The sequence below is a fragment of the Peptostreptococcus equinus genome, assembly GCF_027125355.1.
Taxonomy (GTDB): domain Bacteria; phylum Bacillota; class Clostridia; order Peptostreptococcales; family Peptostreptococcaceae; genus Peptostreptococcus; species Peptostreptococcus equinus.
This window is the reverse complement of record NZ_CP114052.1, coordinates 245951-264939: the sequence shown is the minus strand read 5'-3', so window position 1 is coordinate 264939 and position 18989 is coordinate 245951. Positions and strand designations below refer to the sequence as shown.

19 protein-coding genes are annotated in these 18989 nt (G+C 28.0%); 9 read left to right on the top strand and 10 right to left on the bottom strand.

All coding sequences use genetic code 11. From position 1 onward, the window contains the following. The first annotated feature begins 55 nt into the window (after nucleotides 1-55). From acrC to O0R46_RS01410, 6 genes are read left to right on the top strand one after another with little or no spacing between them, the layout of a single operon-like run. Nucleotides 56-1198 (top strand): acryloyl-CoA reductase, encoded by a 1143-nt coding sequence (gene acrC, locus O0R46_RS01435; RefSeq protein ID WP_269311831.1) that lies wholly within the window; start codon nucleotides 56-58, stop codon nucleotides 1196-1198. Nucleotides 1199-1217: 19 nt separating this feature from the next. After that, the gene (gene acrB, locus O0R46_RS01430; RefSeq protein WP_269311830.1) at nucleotides 1218-2021 is read left to right on the top strand and encodes an acryloyl-CoA reductase electron transfer subunit gamma; all 804 of its coding nucleotides are present in this window, start codon (nucleotides 1218-1220) and stop codon (nucleotides 2019-2021) included. Nucleotides 2022-2043: 22 nt separating this feature from the next. Beyond that, complete coding sequence (gene acrA, locus O0R46_RS01425) at nucleotides 2044-3150, top strand: acryloyl-CoA reductase electron transfer subunit beta (RefSeq protein ID WP_269311829.1); 1107 nt, start codon at nucleotides 2044-2046, stop codon at nucleotides 3148-3150. Between the two features lie 33 nt (nucleotides 3151-3183). Further along, nucleotides 3184-3660: a beta-alanyl-CoA:ammonia lyase gene (locus tag O0R46_RS01420; RefSeq protein ID WP_269311828.1), complete on the top strand. Its 477-nt coding sequence runs from the start codon at nucleotides 3184-3186 to the stop codon at nucleotides 3658-3660. A gap of 43 nt (nucleotides 3661-3703) precedes the next feature. Then, nucleotides 3704-4081 (top strand): acyl-CoA hydrolase, encoded by a 378-nt coding sequence (locus O0R46_RS01415; protein WP_269311827.1) that lies wholly within the window; start codon nucleotides 3704-3706, stop codon nucleotides 4079-4081. Nucleotides 4082-4107: 26 nt separating this feature from the next. Continuing rightward, a complete protein-coding gene (locus tag O0R46_RS01410) occupies nucleotides 4108-5289 on the top strand; it encodes a CaiB/BaiF CoA transferase family protein (RefSeq protein WP_269311826.1) in 1182 nt (393 codons plus the stop codon). Between the two features lie 129 nt (nucleotides 5290-5418). Here the strand turns inward: O0R46_RS01410 and O0R46_RS01405 are convergent, their stop codons facing one another. The 4 genes from O0R46_RS01405 to O0R46_RS01390 all read right to left on the bottom strand — a co-directional run bounded on the left by O0R46_RS01405 (nucleotide 5419) and on the right by O0R46_RS01390 (nucleotide 9584). Next, entirely contained in the window at nucleotides 5419-6279 is an 861-nt protein-coding gene (locus O0R46_RS01405) for a MerR family transcriptional regulator (RefSeq protein ID WP_269311825.1), read from the bottom strand. A 128-nt stretch (nucleotides 6280-6407) separates the two neighbouring features. Continuing rightward, a complete protein-coding gene (locus O0R46_RS01400; RefSeq protein WP_269311824.1) occupies nucleotides 6408-7517 on the bottom strand; it encodes an ABC transporter permease in 1110 nt (369 codons plus the stop codon). Beyond that, nucleotides 7504-8643, bottom strand: coding sequence for an ABC transporter permease (locus O0R46_RS01395; RefSeq protein WP_269311823.1), 1140 nt, complete (start codon nucleotides 8641-8643; stop codon nucleotides 7504-7506). Before O0R46_RS01395 ends, O0R46_RS01400 begins: the two co-directional genes overlap by 14 nt. Nucleotides 8644-8654: 11 nt before the next feature. Then, nucleotides 8655-9584: an ABC transporter ATP-binding protein gene (locus tag O0R46_RS01390; RefSeq protein WP_269311822.1), complete on the bottom strand. Its 930-nt coding sequence runs from the start codon at nucleotides 9582-9584 to the stop codon at nucleotides 8655-8657. Nucleotides 9585-9776: 192 nt separating this feature from the next. On the opposite strand from O0R46_RS01390, the gene O0R46_RS01385 reads away from it, so the two are divergent. Then, nucleotides 9777-10991: a sensor histidine kinase gene (locus O0R46_RS01385; RefSeq protein ID WP_269311821.1), complete on the top strand. Its 1215-nt coding sequence runs from the start codon at nucleotides 9777-9779 to the stop codon at nucleotides 10989-10991. Beyond that, nucleotides 10988-11623, top strand: coding sequence for a response regulator (locus O0R46_RS01380; protein ID WP_269311820.1), 636 nt, complete (start codon nucleotides 10988-10990; stop codon nucleotides 11621-11623). Before O0R46_RS01385 ends, O0R46_RS01380 begins: the two co-directional genes overlap by 4 nt. Nucleotides 11624-11745: 122 nt before the next feature. Here O0R46_RS01380 and tpx read toward each other — a convergent pair whose 3' ends face one another. The 3 genes from tpx to O0R46_RS01365 form a co-directional block, all read right to left on the bottom strand. Then, a complete protein-coding gene (gene tpx / locus O0R46_RS01375; protein WP_269311819.1) occupies nucleotides 11746-12255 on the bottom strand; it encodes a thiol peroxidase in 510 nt (169 codons plus the stop codon). 151 nt (nucleotides 12256-12406) lie between these two features. Next, nucleotides 12407-13045 (bottom strand): response regulator transcription factor, encoded by a 639-nt coding sequence (locus O0R46_RS01370; RefSeq protein ID WP_269311818.1) that lies wholly within the window; start codon nucleotides 13043-13045, stop codon nucleotides 12407-12409. After that, nucleotides 13017-14435 (bottom strand): sensor histidine kinase, encoded by a 1419-nt coding sequence (locus tag O0R46_RS01365; protein ID WP_269311817.1) that lies wholly within the window; start codon nucleotides 14433-14435, stop codon nucleotides 13017-13019. The genes O0R46_RS01370 and O0R46_RS01365 overlap by 29 nt, the downstream gene beginning before the upstream one ends. Nucleotides 14436-14653: 218 nt before the next feature. Here O0R46_RS01365 and O0R46_RS01360 point away from each other — a divergent pair, with 218 nt between their 5' ends. Continuing rightward, nucleotides 14654-15187, top strand: a complete 534-nt coding sequence (locus tag O0R46_RS01360; RefSeq protein ID WP_269311816.1) for an NfeD family protein — start codon at nucleotides 14654-14656, stop codon at nucleotides 15185-15187. Nucleotides 15188-15225: 38 nt separating this feature from the next. Here O0R46_RS01360 and O0R46_RS01355 read toward each other — a convergent pair whose 3' ends face one another. Genes O0R46_RS01355 through O0R46_RS10075 form a run of 3 tightly spaced genes read right to left on the bottom strand, consistent with a single transcriptional unit; the run spans nucleotide 15226 to nucleotide 18974 of the window. Beyond that, entirely contained in the window at nucleotides 15226-16908 is a 1683-nt protein-coding gene (locus O0R46_RS01355; protein WP_269311815.1) for a hypothetical protein, read from the bottom strand. A 13-nt stretch (nucleotides 16909-16921) separates the two neighbouring features. Beyond that, complete coding sequence (locus tag O0R46_RS01350) at nucleotides 16922-17665, bottom strand: ABC transporter ATP-binding protein (RefSeq protein ID WP_269311814.1); 744 nt, start codon at nucleotides 17663-17665, stop codon at nucleotides 16922-16924. Nucleotides 17666-17702: 37 nt separating this feature from the next. Then, nucleotides 17703-18974, bottom strand: a complete 1272-nt coding sequence (locus tag O0R46_RS10075) for a 5-formyltetrahydrofolate cyclo-ligase (RefSeq protein WP_331275605.1) — start codon at nucleotides 18972-18974, stop codon at nucleotides 17703-17705. Nucleotides 18975-18989 lie beyond the last annotated feature (15 nt).

Genomic DNA, 18989 nt, shown 5'->3' with positions numbered 1-18989 from the left:
GTCAAAATTAAAATGTATATATAGTAAGTAATTAAAAGAAAGGATGAAATAATATATGGATTTTTCATTAACTAAAGAACAGGAAATGATAAAAAAATTAGCTGGACAATTTGCACTAGAAGTACTAGAAACTGTAGCAGCTGAATTAGATGAAAGTCACACATTTCCTATTGAAAATTTCAAGAAAATGGCAGCTTTAGGATTTACTGGTATTGGTGTCCCTCGTGAATACGGTGGAACTGGCGGTGGTGCTATTGAAGAAGTTATAGCAGTTAACGAATTTGCTAAAAAATGCATGTCTTCTTCAGCTATTCTATCAATTCATTTGATTGCACCTCATGCGATAAATAAATTTGGTAATGAAGAACAAAAGCAAAAATATCTTCCTAGATTGACAAAGGGCGGAGAATTAGGCGCATTTGCTCTTACTGAACCTAATGCCGGATCAGATGCTGGTGCTGTAAAAACTGTCGCTATACTAGATGAGGATACAAACGAATATGTAATTAATGGCACTAAATGTTTTATATCAGGTGGTAGCCGTGCTGATATTTTAACACTATTTGCTCTTACACAACCTGAAAAAGGTCTAAAGGGTATGTCAGCAATAATAATTGAAAAAGGTACTCCTGGATTTAGCATAGGTAAGATAGAATCAAAAATGGGGCTTGCAGGTTCTGAAACAGCAGAATTAATTTTTGAAGATTGCAGGGTTCCAGCATCTAACCTATTAGGAAAAGAAGGTCAGGGATTTAAAATTGCAATGCAGGCTCTGGATGGTGCTCGTATTGGTACAGGTGCTCAAGCGGTTGGGGTTGCTGAAGGAGCTTTAGATCTATCTGTAAAATATGCAAAGGAACGTGTACAATTTGGAAAACCAATAGGTACTTTACAGGGAATACAGTGGTACATAGCAGATATGGCTACAAAAACAGAATCTGCTAAAATGCTAGTTTATTATGCCGCATATTTAAAAGATGCTGGTAAAGCACATACAAAGGAATCAGCAATGTGTAAGTTAAATGCTTCAGAAAATGCACGCCATGTCACAAATATGGCTCTACAAATTCACGGTGGTTACGGATATATGAAGGACTATCCACTTGAAAGAATGTATCGCGATGCTAAAATTACTGAGATATATGAAGGTACTTCTGAAATTCACAAAGTAGTTATAGCAAGAGAAGTTATGAAATAGGAAAAGGAGTATATGAACTATGAGAATTTTTGTTTGTGTAAAGCAAGTTCCGGATACATCTGGTAAGGTCGCAGTAAATCCTGATGGAACTCTTAATCGTAATTCTATGGCGGCCATTGTAAATCCTGATGATATGATTGCCTTAGAACAAGCTCTAAAATTAAAAGATAAGTTAAATTGCCAAGTAACTGCCCTAACTATGGGTCCACCCCAAGCTGAATCTATGCTTAGAGAAATCTTAGCAATAGGTGCAGATGATGGTGTGCTAATATCATCTAGAGAGTTTGGGGGTTCTGATACATATGCAACATCACAAATTATTGCTGCTGCAATTTCTAATCTAGGTTTAAATAAAGAAGATTTAATACTTTGTGGACGCCAAGCAATTGATGGAGATACTGCACAAGTAGGACCACAAATTGCTGAAAAACTATCTATACCGCAAGTTACTTATGCTGGAAAAATCAATAAATATGATGATAAATTAGTTGTAAAAAGAATGCTTGAAGATGGTTATATGAATATAGAAACTAAAACTCCTTGCCTAATAACATGTGTAAAAGATGATGATATATTCCCTCGCTATATGACAATTGATGGAATTATGAATTGCTATAGCAAAGATATTACTGTTCTAACTTTTGAAGATTTAAAAGATGAACCTTTAATTAACCCTGATACTATTGGTTTAAAAGGATCTCCAACTAATATTTTCAAATCATTTACACCACCACAAAAAGGTACAGGCATATTATTTACTGGCGATGAAAAAGAGTCAGTTGCACAATTAACTAATAAATTAGAACAACTACATGTTATTTAATTATGAAAGGAGACAATAAAATATGGAATTTAATAGTTCTTTAATAGAAGAATTTAAAGATATATGGGTCTTCTGTGAACAGCGTCACGGAAAAATGATGAACACAAATTTTGAATTAATTTCTGAAGGTCGTAAATTAGCTGATGAAAGAGGTTCAAACCTTATAGGTGTAATTCTTGGCCATAATATTGAACATCTTGCAAAAGAATTAGGTGGCTATGGCGCTGATAAGGTAATTGTATGTGATAGTGAAGAATTACAAGATTATACAACTGATGCCTATACAAAAGTTTTTTGTGATTTAGTAATGGATAAAAAACCTGAAGTAGTACTGATTGGAGCTTCTTTTATAGGTAGAGATTTAGCACCAAGATGTGCAGCTAGACTGCATACTGGACTTACAGCTGACTGTACACATCTAGATATAGATATGAATAATTATGTAGATTTTATAGAGACTTCATCTACCTTAGATCTTTCAAAAACTTCTTTTAAAATGGATGATATAAATTTAAAAATGACAAGACCAGCATTTGGCGGTCACCTAATGGCAACAATAATCTGTCCAAGATTTAGACCTTGTATGTCAACTGTTAGACCTGGAGTAATGAAAAAAGGCGAATTTATAAAAGAAAAAGCCGATGCATGCCAAATAGAAAAATACCCTGTAAATTTATCTAGTGATGACTTACAGACAAAAGTTCTAGAAACAATAAAAGAAGCAAAACAAATGGTTGATTTAATAGGTGCTGAAATAATAGTATCTGTAGGTCGTGGTATTGGAAAAGATATAGAAAAAGGTATAGAGCTAGCAAAAGAATTAGCAAATGCTTTTGGCGGTGGTGTAATCGGTGGTAGCCGTGCGGTAATAGATTCTGGTTGGTTATCAGCAGATCATCAAGTAGGACAAACTGGGAAAACAGTTCATCCAAAAGTGTATGTCGCTCTAGGAATATCTGGAGCCATACAGCATAAAGCTGGAATGCAAGATTCAGACCTTATTATAGCTATAAATAAGGATGAAAAAGCACCAATTTTCGACTGTGCTGATTACGGAATTAGTGGAGATTTATTTAAAATAGTTCCTATGATGATAGATAACATAAAAGAAATTAAAAACAATAAATAATAAATTTATAAAAATATATTTGGAGGCGTAATTATGAGAAAGGTATCGTATTTAAGTTACAACATGACAACTGCAGATGCAGCTAACCCTGATGGATTAATTTCAATCGGTCGTCAATTCGATTTTATCGGTGACGTTGAAACAGAGGAAATGATTTTATGTGATGGTGATGAATCACTTTGCTTAGGATATCATGATGTAAAATGTTTCAAAGATGTATATGTAGGAGACATGATTGATTATAAAGCAACATTAGTCAACATAGGTAATTCTTCTCGTGATTGTAAAATTGAAGTTTATAAGCTTGCAACACCAGCTTTCCGTGAAGGAAAATCTGATTGCAAAAAAGGTGAAATGATTTGGTTTGATGAACCTGTTCTTTGCACAGAGGGTTTTGTACGTTTAGTAGTTAAAAAACACTTACAACGTGGAGAACAACCTGAAGGACTAGTTACAGATCCATGGTTCCCACTTGATGATTTTCCAGAAGAAGATGAAGTTGAAATATAGGTTTTTAATTTAAATAAAAAATAATATTAAAAGGAGTCTAATTATGAACGAACAACAGACAGTAACATTCCGTTATAGAATGTCAAATAGAGATGTTTTTTATCTAGGTGGTTTAATAAATGGTGCAAGAAACATTACTCTTATGAGTGATACAGCAGTTAGATTAATGGCTAAAGTATTTGGTAATACTGGTCATTGCGTAGAAGTAAAAAAAATACGTCTATATACACCTTCTCAAGCGGGAGATTATATGGAATATGTAGCAAGAGCAAAAAAAATAGAAGGCAAGAAAGCTCTTATAGAAGTCAGAGCATTTAAAGTTATAGAAGTTCCTAGTGATCCTCCATATCCTAGCTCAATAGATGTACTACCAGAACCAGTATTATCTACAGTTGGACAGTTTGTTTATGAAGCTTATTAAGTAGAAATTAAAGGAGAATAAAAATAATGAAAAAAGCGCTAGAAGGATTAAAAGTTATAGACCTTACTTCCGCATTAAATGGACCATTCTGTACAATGATGTTGGCTGATTATGGTGCAGATGTAATAAAAATAGAACCTGTTAATGGTGATCAATGTCGTGAATGGGGACCTATAGACGAAAAAAGTGGAGAAAGTGGCTTTTACTGCTATGTAAACCGTAATAAAAAAGGAGTAACTCTAAACCTTAAATCTGAAAAAGGTAAAAAAATGTTCTTTGATTTGGTAAAAGATGCAGATATAGTAGTCGAAAACTACAAGGGAGGAGTTACCAAAAGACTTGGTATAGACTATGAATCAGTTAAAAAAGTAAATCCATCTATAATTTATGGATCTGGTTCTGGTTTTGGTCAAAACAGCCCTATATCACATAGAGCTTGCTATGATATAGTAGCTCAAGCCATGGGTGGTATGATAAATCTTACAGGTTATAAAGAAACTAATCCTGTAAAGGTCGGACCATCAGTTGCTGACCATGTAGCTGGTATATACTTGACTGTAGGTATATTAATGGCTCTTTATAATAGAGAAAAAACTGGTCAAGGTCAATTGGTAGATGTATCAATGGTAGATACAATATTTAGTTTACTTGAAAATGCACTAGTAAACTATACTGTTGGTGGATTTATACCAGAACGTAATGGTAACATAGATCCTTCTATAGCACCATTTGATGTTTACGAATGTAAGGATGGATTTGTCGCAGTTGGTGTAGGTAATGATAGACTTTTTGCTAAATTCTGTAAAACTATAAATCACGAAGAATTACTAGATGATCCTAGATACAAAACAAATACTCTACGTTGCGACAATTATGAACCAGAATTAAAAAATATCATTGCTGATTGGTGTAAAAATTATACAAAAAAAGAAATTGAAGATGCCATGGATAGGGATGGAATACCGTGTGGTCCTATACTAAATGTAAAAGAAGCAATTGAGCATCCACATATACAAGCTCGTGAAATGATGGTTCACTGTGAACATCCAACTGCAGGAGACCAATATTTCCAAGGTTGTGTAATGAAGCTTTCTGAAACTCCAGGTACAGTAGATACACCTGCACCACTTTTAGGTCAACATAATGCAGAAATATTTGGACTAAGTGAAGATGAGATTAAATCTTTAAAAGAAGAAGGAATAATGTAGTTTACCCTATATATAAACTTATAATATACTAAATACAAAAGAGAAGATTTACATAATCTGTAAATACTTCTCTTTTGTATTTTAAAAGTTTATTGTAATATATACTTTATCATAACCATATTTTTTTCTTTATATTTTTTTTACGGGTATTATTACTTTTGTTACATGTTCTTCAGGATTATTAACATCAAATGGTGATATGATAAATTCTTCTGAAATATCTCCGCAAATGCTATATCCACTCTTATTTATATATTGAATCATCTTTATATGTGTATTTATTATATTAGAATAATCACCTACATGTATGGTGGTAGCAGCAGTAAATCCCCCAAATTTTTTGCATTCACATAAATTTACAGGTTCATCCAAGTACATACCAAATTCTATATCTATATCCTTGTATAAAAATTGATCTAAAGGATTTGAATAATAAGTTACAACGATTGATCCCTTATTTTCAATATTAGTCTTATTTGATAAATTTATGAGTTCTACCCATCTTTCTAATGACACATCTCTATTAGAATAATTTTTCATAACTTTTCTAGTATACAATAAATATGATTCAGGTATTTCTTCTATTACTATTCCTTTTTTTTCAAATTCTTCTTTAGCGTACAAAGATAAAATATCTACACCCTTTTTTAATCTTTGAGAAAATCTGCATCCCTCTTCATATTTTTGCTGTAAGGCTTTTATTTCATTTGAAATATCTACTAATTTCGAATCTACACTCTCTTCTAATATATGTGCTTTATTATCATGAATTATATTATGTATTTCCTTTAATCCAAAACCAAGCATTCTTAACTTACGTACTATGCATATGGTAACCATTTGCTCTTTACTATAGTATCTGTAATTGCTTTCAGAATCTCTAAAGGATGGAACAACTAAATTAATCGAATCGTAGTAACGCAGTGTCTTTATAGGTATATTACAAATTTTTTCAACTTCTCCAATTGAATATCTATCATGTGAAATCATACATATTACCCCATCTCTGCTAAAATCTCTATAACTATATTTTTTGTTAATAAATAGTCTAGTATATATTTAAATTATAACATAATTAAGTTCTCCTATAAATGAAAATACTATAATATTCTATTAATTTATAAAGTTCTTGTTTTTCTTTTACTTGACATATAGCCCAATAGGACAAAAGTTATGAAGAATAGTATTTGTATTCCTATATATATATATGTATCACTATTTCCAAAACTTCCATCCATTATTAATCTATATAATTTATTATTCCAATACATTGGTGAAATTATTGCTATTTTTTCAATAGATTTTGGCAAAAATTCTAATGGTACAAATACACCTGATATAAATGACAATGGAAGTACTATAAAATTAACAAGCGCCGTATTAACATTAGTATCTTTTGATATAGTAGCTATTAAATACGCTAAGCCATAAGTAGGTACAAGATATATAATACTTGATAATATATATTCTAATCCTATAGAAGAAAATAATAGTTGTCTATCAAAAAGAACAACTGTTGTAAACAAAAGCACTAACCATACAAAAGCCACAAATATTAGAGAACTAAGTAAAACTTTTGTTTCTACTTTTTTACTTGCCATAGCAGAAGATCCTATCCTATCTTTAACATTTCTTTGCTTATATTTACTGTAACCAATAAATACTCCTATCATTATTACTGACATCACCACAAATGACTGACTATTGTAATAATAATATAATGATTCTGACTTCAACGTATTTTGATCTTTTATATAAGATATTTCAACATTATCTTCAAGTATATTTTGTGTCTTTGAATCTGCATTTTCTATATTATATTTGTTTAGTAATTTATTTGTTTTTAAATATTCTTCTACCTTTCCATTTACTATAAATGCAACACCAATATCTTTATTTATATAGTATTCCATAGAATTATCTTTATTTATTTTTAACACATAAGATACATATTGAGTAAATAGATTTTCTTTAATTGTTTTTTCATCATTTCTTATTTTTTTTACATCAAAATTTTTGTTTAAATACTTTTCTAGTTCTTTTGAAGTTTTATCATTACTCATATTTATTACTGCAATTGTCTTTTGATTTTTAACATAATTTCCTGGTTTGCTATTTGAAAGAGAAACACTCACCATAACAGATATTGATATAAAAATTACCATATAAATCATTATGCCTACGGAGTTTTTTCTCATTATTTTTAAATATGATTTAAATACTGTCATTTTGTCTCCTCCTTGATAAAATCCAAATAATTATAGTCAGTATAGATATATAAGCTATACTATTTATTATTGATATAATGAATTCTGAATTTCCTTTATACAGATATAATGAAGAAAAACTTCTAGATATTACCGTTGCAGGATTTATATAGTTTAATATTGGAATATTGTTGCTGATTACACTTGGTACTGAACTTATCATCATACCAGATAAAAAACTCGAAAATACATAAAATGCTGATGCGAAAGATATTTTAGCATCTGTCTTTAGCGGTAATATTAATCCTAATATTATTCCTATTAATATTCCCATAATATTTCCCAATATCAATATTGATATAATTTTCAAATTATCACCACCAAAATCTACTCCTAGCACCGTATTTACATAATAACAAAGCGCTACTGAAGTAACTACTCCTATTAATGCATATGCAATAGTCTGAGAAAAAAGTAGTTTTCCTTTAGTTATTGGTGTAACAGAAATTCTTGATGCATAAGCAAAATCACCTTTTATATTATAAGTTTCAACAATTGAAACGCCAAAAGTTATTGATCCTAGACAAGCCATTGCTAACAAAGAGTACATAAAAACATTAGTAGATTTAACTTCTTTTATATTTTTTGACTTTTTAATCTTATTATCACTATTCTTTCCTAAATCGGCTACTACTTGATTAATTTTAGAATAGTTTCCTTTACTTGACAGTATCTGCTTAGCAGTTAGATTTGAGTGACTAATATAATTTACAGTTGAGTATACAAGTGAAGAATTTAAATCATCCTTACCTATAATTAATTTTACCTTTCTTAAATCATTTTTAGAATCTCCAATAGATTTTATATAGGCATCTATTTTTTTATCTTCTAATGCTTTCTCTGGCTTATTTAATTTCCTAATATCAAATACTTTTTTATTACCTACCTTTATGTCTGATAAGATTTTTTCATACTGTATATTATCAGTCATTACTGGTATAGGTTCTAGATTCAGTCCTTTGTCTACACCCTTTAAAGAAAACCCTATTATAGTAGCTAACATAAAGGGAAAGGCTATAGTCCAAAATAATACTTGTTTTATTCTCAATATTACTTTTATGTTATATTTAAATAAAAATCCGAACATTTTTTACCTCCTTAATCCCTTAATTCTCTACCTGTTATCTCTAAAAATACATCATTTAATGTAGGTGACAATATATTTATGGATTGGAAGAAAATATTATTTTTTTCTAAATACATAAGTATCTTTGTAACTGTCATCTTATCTTTTATCTGTACATCTAAATTTCGGTTTTGACTCACTACCTTTCCTACACCATCTATTTTTCTTATAGTTTCTATATTTGATGAATCAATTTCTATATCTTTTAAAATAAGTGAATCGCTTAATCCTACCAATTTTTTTAGTTCATATTTATCTCCGCTGATTAAAATCTTGCCCTTATCCATTATTGAAATCCTAGTACAGATTTGTTCAACTTCCTCCATATAGTGAGTAGTATATATAACTGTCGCACCATTTTTATTTAATTTCTTTATTCCTTCTAATATAGAATTTCTACTTTGTGGATCTACTGCAACTGTTGGTTCATCTAAGATTATTAATTGTGGTTTATGAGCTATTCCACAAGCTATATTCAATCTCCTCTTTAATCCACCACTAAGTTTTTTAGGATAAAATTTTCTAAAGTCATTTAAGTCTACAAATTCTATAGCATCTTCAACATATTTTTTTCTTGTATCATTATCTTTGACATATAGACCACAAAAAAAGTCTATATTTTCATATACAGTTAACTCTTCAAACACAGCTATTTCTTGTGGTACATATCCTATTTTAGCCTTTATGTCAAATCTATTTTGGCTCATTTTTTCTCCAAATAAATATACTTGACCCTTTTCATAATGAAGCAAAGACAGCATACAATTTATTGCGGTTGTCTTTCCCGAACCATTTGGCCCAAGTAAGCCATAGACTTCCCCTTCCTTTATCTGTATATTAAAATTATCTAATGCAATTAAAGAATCAAATCTCTTTAACACGTCTTTAAATTCTACTATCATAATTACCTCCTATTATAAAATATACTTTTTATTTCTTTATATATTTATTATATTTTATATAAAGTTTATGCGTTAGTGTATATACTCATTTATATGTATTACATATGTCATATTTTAATGTATTAATTCTCATATTATGCTATTATAAAAATATGATTTATAAATTTTCTAAAGTAAAATTTGAGGTGAAAAATGAACATACTTATTAATAATAAAATCTTCAAGAAAGCAATACTGATTTGGTTTATATCTATAACCATTTTGATTATCTATAATAAAGAAGCTTATTTGATAATTCCACTTTGCTTGGGGACAATTTCAGCTTTTATTTTAACTTGCTCAAACAAAAAATATATTTATATCTTATCTTTAGGTATCTTTTCGTTGTCATACATACTTGCTTTTTATCTTAAAAATAATAATATATATACTTCTATGCACATTGAGCATATCGGTGTATTTACAGCACTTATTATTTATATAAACAGTCACAGAAATTTTAATAAAAATAATAAAAAAACAAACATATCAATAAAAAAAATGATTAATGAGGATACTTCAGACATAAGTATTAATAAATATATAAAGCAAATAAATCTAGTCTATTATATGATATTTTTATTTTTTTCATTTATTATGACCTTAGATTTTATATTAATTATACTAATAAGTCTATTTTCTCTATTCTCATATAACATAGCCGACTTAGAGATAGACTTGCTTTTTACCAAAGATAAATATTACTCTTACTACTCTAATTCAAAAGACCACGAAAAAATATTAAAAAATAAATATGAGGATTTAATAGTCAAGCAAGATAAAAAAATAGAAAATGCTATTTTAAATGAGAGAAATAGAATCTCTAGAGATATACATGACTCCTTAGGTCATCTAACATCTAGAGGTATACTTCAAATTGGTGCTCTTATGGTAATTGAAAAAGATAAACAAAAACATGAGCAACTATCTATGCTCAAATCAACTCTTCAAGAAGGTATGAACGAGGTTAGAAAAAGTCTTCATAATTTTCAAAACCAAACTATAAACCTAAAAAATGAGTTGGATAAAGTGATAATCGACTTTAACTTCTGTCCTATTTCATTTACTTATTCTTTAGATACAGACTTAAATCTAAAATCAAAATATACAATAATTTATATAATAAAAGAAGCTTTAACTAATATAGTCAAACATTCAAATGCAGACCAAGCAGAAATTAGTATAGTGGAGAGTTTTGATAAATTATATATAAAAATTTTTGATAATGGTAGTATTGAAAATATTGATGCAGATGGTATGGGACTATTCTCAATAAGAAAAAGAGTAGCCGATTTAAATGGAGTTCTTGAAATATCTACCAATAATGGTTTTAGAATATTTATAACGCTCAACAAGGAGGAAAAATGATTAGAGTATTAATTATAGACGATGATAAAATGATTTGCTTTGCCTTAAAAACTATAATAGAAAATGAAGAAGATATGGAAGTCGTTGGTCTAGGACATAACTTTGATGATGCAATAAATCTATACACTGAACATCAACCGGACATATGTCTGTTCGATATACAAATTGGCAAAAAAACTGGATTAGATGCACTTAAAAAATTAAAAGAATGCAATAATAATGTAAGAGCACTTTTTCTTACTACTTTTTTAGATAAATCTTATATCGATCAAGCCTTAAAATTAGGTAGCTGTGGTTACCTTTTGAAAGATGAATTTGAATCTATTTGTCCTTCTATTAGGGCTGTAAGTGCAGGACAGAACGTATTCGGCAACAAGGTAATAGATAATATAAGTAAAAATTCTCAATCGTACAATAACAAAAACAATAGTAAGCTAGATTTACAAGAAAAGCTAAACCAAAGAGAAATTGATATTTTAAAATCTGTCGCTGATGGATTAAACAATAAAGAAATCTCTAGTAAATTATTTTTAAGTGAAGGCACAGTAAGAAATTATATTTCATCCATGTTGGTAAAATTAGATCTGAGAGATCGTACACAACTAGCTATTTTTTATTTAAAGAATATATAAAATACAAGTTTGAATAGTATTAATTTTTATAACGCAAAGGAGTAGTCAATGAACTGAAGATTTCATAGGCTACTCCTTAAACTTAGTATAAAATTTAAAATTGGCTTAAAAATGATTTTCTATTATATTAAAGCTTTAACAGCTTCTATAGCTTTATCATAATCTGGATGATCTGTATTTTCTTTTACGTATTCTACATATCTTACCATATTATCCTTATCTAGTACTACTATACCTCTGTTTAGTAGTCTAAATTCTTCCATTAAGAATCCATAGTTTAGACCGAATTCTGTATCCTTGTAGTCAGAAACTACTACAGCATTTTCTATTCCCTTTGCTCCACAGAATCTAGCCTGTGCGAATGGTAGGTCTTCACTTATTGTAATGATAGCAACATCATTTAATTTTGATGCTTCTTCATTAAATCTGATTGTCTGTAACTCACAAACACCTGTATCAACTGATGGTACTGCACTTATTAATTTTACCTTACCTTCAACATCCTTTAAAGAAAATGGGCTTAAATCTCCATTTACCGCTACAAACTCTGGAGCTTTATCTCCTACTTTGATTTCCTTACCTAAAAGTGTTACTGGATTCCCAGCAAATGTTGTTACTGATCTTTTTTCCATTGTATATATCCTCCATAATTTAGAACATTATTAATTATTTTTATCTGCTATATTAAATACCCATCAAAATTTTATTTACTCAATTTATTTGATAAATTTTTTCTTTAAAAAATAAAGCAGTAAAGTACCGCTTTATTTAATAATTTATTTATTATCTATAATTTTTTCTAGAAAAATTCTTCATATATCCTAAATCTATTGCCTTTAGTGTCATTTCTTGATAATTACTAACATTTAATTTTTCGTATATATTTATTAAATGATTTGCAAGCGTTCTAGGCGATACATAAATTTTTTTAGCTATCTGCTCTCTAGTAAGCCCTCCAACATAAAGCTTTACAATTTCTATTTCTCTTTGTGTGAGTAAATCCTCTTGCATAATGTAGTCTTCAAAATAAAACTTACCTTCATTCACTTTCAAGAGTATCTCATATAAATCTTTGCTATTTTTATTCTTATCTATAAATGCATAGGCTCCTATGTCTCTTGCTTGCTTTTCAAAAATTGGTTTATCATAACCTGTAAGTACAATTATTTTAAGATTTGAAAATTTATCCAGTAATTTTTGCGTTAGTTCTAGTCCATCAAAATCACAAATATTTTTAATATTTATGTCTAACATAAGAGTATCATATCCTTTTATACTTATTAAGGATAAAATATCTTCTACTTCAAATTTATTCGATAGTATATCTATAAAATGTATTTTTTTATTTATATCATTAATTTCTAGGCTATATTTTACACCATATGCAAAAATACTATGATCGTCTATTAATAATATCCTCAATTATATCTTCCCCCTTAATAGGAATTTTAATATTAACTGATTTTCCCTTATTATTTTCAAAATTTTCTATTTCTATTTTTCCATTCAATCCATCTAACGTATTTTTAATAGATTTTAACCCTCTATTTTGACTTGATAAATCTTCGAAATCAATATTTAAATTACTATCCTCATCAATTACATTTAAGAATATAATATTATCTATTATATCTAACCTAATCTCTATATAATTTGATTGTGTATGCTTTATCGCATTGGTTACCAACTCATTTATAAATTTATACAATATTTCATCATAGGGAAATGGTACAAAAAAGTCTTCCTTGCAAGTAAAATCTATCAGTATTTTTCTATTACATTTCAAATAGAATTTCTTTATCAATGATAGATAATTTTTCTTTAAAGATACCGAATTTGAAATATATGGTGATATTTTCTCTATCTCATCCCTAATTGATTTTACCATTTGATCTATTATTTTCTTATTTTTTTCTATATCTTTATCCATACTGCTAGATGAAGCAAGTGAATACATATCACTTATGTTCCTCTTTAAATAAAATAAATTTTGCAATACTTCATCATGCAAGTAATCTGCATGTTTTTTATTCTCTATAGCATCATTATATATTTTTCTATAACCTATTATAGTCTTTATAGCTGAACTTTCGCCATCAAAATCATTCGATATATTTAATATATATATTGACTTCATCTCCAAACATATAATAATTAAAAATGCTATTAATATACTAGCATTGCTGTAGTCTATTATATCTATTATTGCTCCAAATAACATTGCTGCTACTAAGTATTTTTTATACCAAATTCTGCTAAACAAATATCTTGCAAACATATTCACATTATCTTGTGATATTCGAATAGCTACATATGATGTAAATACAAAATATAATATCAGTGCCACCATCAAAGATCTATCTAAATAAAATGACAACAAAACTGATAACACCACAAATGAATATTTTATTTTATATGATTTTATATGTATATTTTTGAAAAACTTGTACATATGTATTAATAAAAGAGTCATTATCGTGGCATTCAATATAAGCAAGATCACTATTATGTTTGCATTATAGTAAAATGTCTTTGGATCTACCAATTTTACTTGAAAATCCAAAACAGACACTACATCTAATATTATGAACTTTACAGTGGCTATTATTCCTATAATAGCTAAAAAATTTGTATCTTTATACTTATTGCTAACTTCAAAAAAAATACATACTGCAAGCAAGACAAAAGCCAAGCTCAAGTACATATTACCATCTATCCAAACCATTTTACCTATGACATTGTAGAATAGCATACATAAAACAGCGAATTCTATAGATAACAGACTACTTAAACGTCCATTAAGTTTATTCATTTATACCCCTCCAAAATTGAAACACTTCTTTATTATTATATCTACTTGATTATAATAATAATTTTCCTCATATAATATTCTACTACAATTTAAATATAATTTATATAGTAGTTAATTAAATTGCATAAAAATCCTATACAATATTTTTTTATTATCTTGTATAATTATACTAATTTATAAATATATTTTTAATATTCATTTTGAATTTGGAGGTTCTTATGTATGATGAAAATGATTTAAAAAGTGATTTGATATTTTGGATAATTGCAAGTATTTTAAGTCTAGTATTTATATATTTTTTTAAAGGTTTTGCCATCGGCAGATTTAAGCCACCCTTTATTTATATCTGGTATGCTATACTTTTAATTGTTCTCTATTTTTCTTTTTTAGAAGCTAAAGATGGCGATGCAATTATTACAGGCAAAACACAATCAATGGGCATAAATAATTCATTTACAGGTGCTTCGTGTTTATTCATTTGTTTATCTCCCTGGTCACGTGTTGCAATAGTACATTATTTTATTATTACAACTTTATTATTTACTGTAAGATACTTTGGCAGAAAATCAAGAGGAAAGCTAAAAGAATTAGTTGGAAAAGAAGGTGTAATGATAAGCAATCTTCACAATAGCGGGTCTGCAAAAATTGATAATAAGGAATACAAGGTCTATAGTAAAGAAGATCTGTTCTATGGTTCTAAAATTAAAGTTGAAGAAATAAAAGCTTCTTATATATATGTTAAAAAAATTTAAAGCCCATAATTATGGGCTTTAATTTTTTTTAATTTTTATTATATTCTTTTTAAAAATTTTATAAATCTAATTACTGAAATTGAGGAAATCAATAGTATAAGTGTTATTAAAATACCTATGGCTATTCCCTGTAAACCAAAATCTGCAATAAAGTATAATATACTTACCATCATAATAATAAAGAATATCACCACAAACATAAGTAACATTGTAATAGATTTATTTACTCTACTTGCTAAATCACTAATATTCTGCCACTGAGTCCAAGTATGTTTGTAGTCATAAATTATCCAATTTCCAGCCATTGACATAGATACAATAATAAATATAAATAGTGCAAGTATGATGTAAATAGAATTAATTTTTAAAAACATAAAGGCTCCTACTATTGCTATTACCCCAAAAATCAAACTCACAGTAGATGAAATAATATATTTATTTAATAAATACTTTCTCATATCTACCGGCAATGATTTTATATAATCATAATTTTCTCTATCTAGAGATATCATTATAGCAGGTAATGATATAGAGTTTATATTATTTAAAATACCTAATGCAAATGCTATTGAAAAAGATATAAGCAACTGATTGATATCAGATAATAAATCTAATTTCATTTTACTTAGATTTATTACAACAGGTATTATCATAACTATAGGCAATATACCTCCACTTATTATAGACTGATTAATTACTTTTGAATCAGATACTAGAGACTTATTGTACTCAAATAAATTCTTAAAATTTGACCTTGCTTTCATAAAACCCCTAATATCAAAATCCTTGGTCTTTGCCATTATATTTTTATCTTTATTTTTTCCTTGTATGCTGTTTTTAAAATCCTTATGTTTTTTATTATTTGTAAAATCAGTACTTTGTAGGGATTGTAAATATGAGTAAAATTTTCCATTTATATTTGACATTATAAATTGATATATTAAATACAAAATTACGAACAAAATAACTATTAATAAAAAATGCTTTAAATTGCTTTTGTAGATTTCTGTCAATGGTCCATATATTTTCACCTTACTAGCTACAGCTTTTTGCGATAAATCATATGAATAATTCTGAAATAATAATATAAAAGCAACATTCATTATCATGGCTATTGCACTTATTATAGTTACTATCTTATTTCTCATTTTTGAAAGAACAGCTGATTTTGCCAAAAGCTGTATAAATACCATATTTATGGCTATCACTATTCCTAAAGATAATAGAAAATCAAAAACCGCAAATACAATTGCAATCAGTCCATATCCTGATCTAAAGTAATAAATCAAATACATAGATATTATTGGAACTAATAATTGTATAGTTGAAATTGTAACCACAACTAATTTTGATTTAAAAACATCTTTTTCAGATATAGGCATAGACATATAATTTTCTACATCCTTACTTTCATAAAAGACATTATAAAAATAAGTAAATGTTTGAAGCAAATTCAATACAATAAAAAATGCTATAGATACATCTAATAAATATGGAAACTTCGAGAAATCAAATGGTAAAAATATTAGTGTGTATATAAAAAACATAAACAAAGGCATGAAAAATAAAATTCTATTTTTTAAGGATTTTATTAAAATTTCTGGATCTTTTTTAAATTTCTCTTTTTTTCTCATAGCACTTACATATGTGATATTGGCATATATAAGGTTTATATTAAAAAGATATTCCGATATAGGATTTGATTTAAATATTTTTTTCATAGTAGCCACCAACCTATACCAATGATTGATCTATTCTATTATCTGAATTCACCATATCTAGATAGATTTTCTCTAAAGTTTGATTTGGATGAAGGTTTTTTAACTCTTCCATAGTTCCAACAAAAATTAACCTACCCTTGCTCAAAATACCTATTCTATTACATATTTGTTCTGCCACCTCTAATACATGTGTTGAAAATAATACGGTTTTTCCTTTTTTAGTATGCTCTCTCATGAGCTCTTTTAGATTATATGCAGATTGAGGATCAAGGCCTGTCATAGGTTCATCTAAAATCCATATATCTGGATCTGATAATAAAGCTGCAATAATAAAGGCTTTTTGTCTCATACCATGAGAAAATTCCTCTATAGTTTTTTCATAGCTATCTTCCAATGAAAATATTTTACATAGATACTCTAATCTTTCTTCCCTAACAGCTTCAGGTATTTCATATACATCAGCAATAAATCTCCAAAAATATAAAACTGGCATCTTTAAAAATAAATCTGGTGTGTCCGATACATATCCAATTTTTTTCTTTATTTCTAGTCTATTTTCTTTTAAATTTTTGCCATCAAAAAATATATTTCCATATGTTGGCTCTATTATACTGACTAGCGATTTTATAGTTGTAGATTTACCTGCACCATTATGTCCAATTAATCCAAATATCTCTCCATCATTAATTGTGAGATTTAAATTATCCAAAGCTTTTTTAGTTCCATACTCTTTCGTCAATCCTTCAATATTTATCATAAAATCCTCCTTTTTCTTTTTTATATAATAAATTAATTTACTCGCTTATTACATTTTCTATAATTATATCATGTTTTTCCCTAGGTATATCTTCGCTTATTTGCTTTTTTCTAATAAGTAATACCTTATAGGCATGACTATTTTTTATATATCTATCATAATAACCTCCACCAAATCCCAATCTATGACCCATTAGATTTGCTGTAGAGCAAGGTATTATCATAAAATCAATTTTATCAATAGATATATGCTTTGCTTTATCTATATCAGGTTCTAAAATGTTGAATTTCCCAAGGTGCAGTTCCTCTAAGGAATTAATTTGATATGCTTGCATTTTTTCCTTGTCTACACAATATGGTACACACACAATTTTTTTATCATTCAAGGCTTTTTCTATTATTGGCTTTGTATTTATTTCAGGATATTCACCAATATATGTAAATATTACTTTAGAAGATTTATATGCCTCACTTTCAAATAATTTTTGTGAAATTATCTTATCTGCCTCTTCCATATATGATAATTCTAGATTCTTACCTATATCTTTCATATATTCTCTTAATTCTTTTTTTTCTTTTTTTATTTGTCTCATTTCAGATTCCCTTTTTGAGAATTCACATCCACAATAGTCCTGCCTGTATAAATTATATTCTTGTGTAATCTGACATGAACGCTTGTATCCGTTATTCTTTTTAAAATCTGATGGTAAATGCCTTACACCTATTTCTTTACCTACTTTTTCACCTATTTTATTAAGAACTTGAGAGTTTTTATGAGGGCTGATGCTTAGAGTTGTCGTAAAGTAATCAAATCCTTCTTTTTTCGAAATCATGGCAGCTTCTTTGAGCCTTAGCTCATAACACTTGTGACATCTTGCTCCTCCCTCAGGAATATCTTCCATACCTTCGGCCATTTTATAAAATCTATCAGTATCATATTTACCACACACCATATCTATAGGATATTTTGAATCAGTCAAATCTATTATCTTCTGTTGTTCATCCACCCTATACCAATACTCATCAGATGGATAAATATTAGGGTTGTAGTAAAATACTTTTATCTTAAAATACTGTGATAAATACTCTAGTACATACGAACTACAAGGTCCACAACAGCTATGAAGCAATAAAGTTGGAACAATATTATTAGCTTCATTATATTTAATTATTTTTTCTAATTCTTTTTGATAATTTATTTTTATTACTTGTTTATCTATTTCTTTTATATTTATTTGATTCATATTTTTTATATTATTTTTAATTTTTTCTTTATTATACTCTTTGTTCTTTAAAATTTTATCTTCCATCAATACCTCCCAAAT

Excerpts from the sequence above, each read along its gene's own strand:
- O0R46_RS01410 (WP_269311826.1), top strand. The coding sequence starts at position 4,108 with ATGAAAAAAGCGCTAGAAGGATTAAAAGTTATAGACCTTACTTCCGCA.
- O0R46_RS01365 (WP_269311817.1), bottom strand. The coding sequence starts at position 14,435 with ATGAATAAACTTAATGGACGTTTAAGTAGTCTGTTATCTATAGAATTC.
- O0R46_RS01360 (WP_269311816.1), top strand. The coding sequence starts at position 14,654 with ATGTATGATGAAAATGATTTAAAAAGTGATTTGATATTTTGGATAATT.
- O0R46_RS01350 (WP_269311814.1), bottom strand. The coding sequence starts at position 17,665 with ATGATAAATATTGAAGGATTGACGAAAGAGTATGGAACTAAAAAAGCT.
- O0R46_RS01380 (WP_269311820.1), top strand. The coding sequence starts at position 10,988 with ATGATTAGAGTATTAATTATAGACGATGATAAAATGATTTGCTTTGCC.
- O0R46_RS01355 (WP_269311815.1), bottom strand. The coding sequence starts at position 16,908 with ATGAAAAAAATATTTAAATCAAATCCTATATCGGAATATCTTTTTAAT.
- O0R46_RS01400 (WP_269311824.1), bottom strand. The coding sequence starts at position 7,517 with ATGACAGTATTTAAATCATATTTAAAAATAATGAGAAAAAACTCCGTA.
- acrC (WP_269311831.1), top strand. The coding sequence starts at position 56 with ATGGATTTTTCATTAACTAAAGAACAGGAAATGATAAAAAAATTAGCT.
- tpx (WP_269311819.1), bottom strand. The coding sequence starts at position 12,255 with ATGGAAAAAAGATCAGTAACAACATTTGCTGGGAATCCAGTAACACTT.
- acrB (WP_269311830.1), top strand. The coding sequence starts at position 1,218 with ATGAGAATTTTTGTTTGTGTAAAGCAAGTTCCGGATACATCTGGTAAG.
- O0R46_RS01385 (WP_269311821.1), top strand. The coding sequence starts at position 9,777 with ATGAACATACTTATTAATAATAAAATCTTCAAGAAAGCAATACTGATT.
- O0R46_RS01415 (WP_269311827.1), top strand. The coding sequence starts at position 3,704 with ATGAACGAACAACAGACAGTAACATTCCGTTATAGAATGTCAAATAGA.
- O0R46_RS01420 (WP_269311828.1), top strand. The coding sequence starts at position 3,184 with ATGAGAAAGGTATCGTATTTAAGTTACAACATGACAACTGCAGATGCA.
- O0R46_RS01395 (WP_269311823.1), bottom strand. The coding sequence starts at position 8,643 with ATGTTCGGATTTTTATTTAAATATAACATAAAAGTAATATTGAGAATA.
- O0R46_RS01390 (WP_269311822.1), bottom strand. The coding sequence starts at position 9,584 with ATGATAGTAGAATTTAAAGACGTGTTAAAGAGATTTGATTCTTTAATT.
- acrA (WP_269311829.1), top strand. The coding sequence starts at position 2,044 with ATGGAATTTAATAGTTCTTTAATAGAAGAATTTAAAGATATATGGGTC.
- O0R46_RS10075 (WP_331275605.1), bottom strand. The coding sequence starts at position 18,974 with ATGGAAGATAAAATTTTAAAGAACAAAGAGTATAATAAAGAAAAAATT.
- O0R46_RS01405 (WP_269311825.1), bottom strand. The coding sequence starts at position 6,279 with ATGATTTCACATGATAGATATTCAATTGGAGAAGTTGAAAAAATTTGT.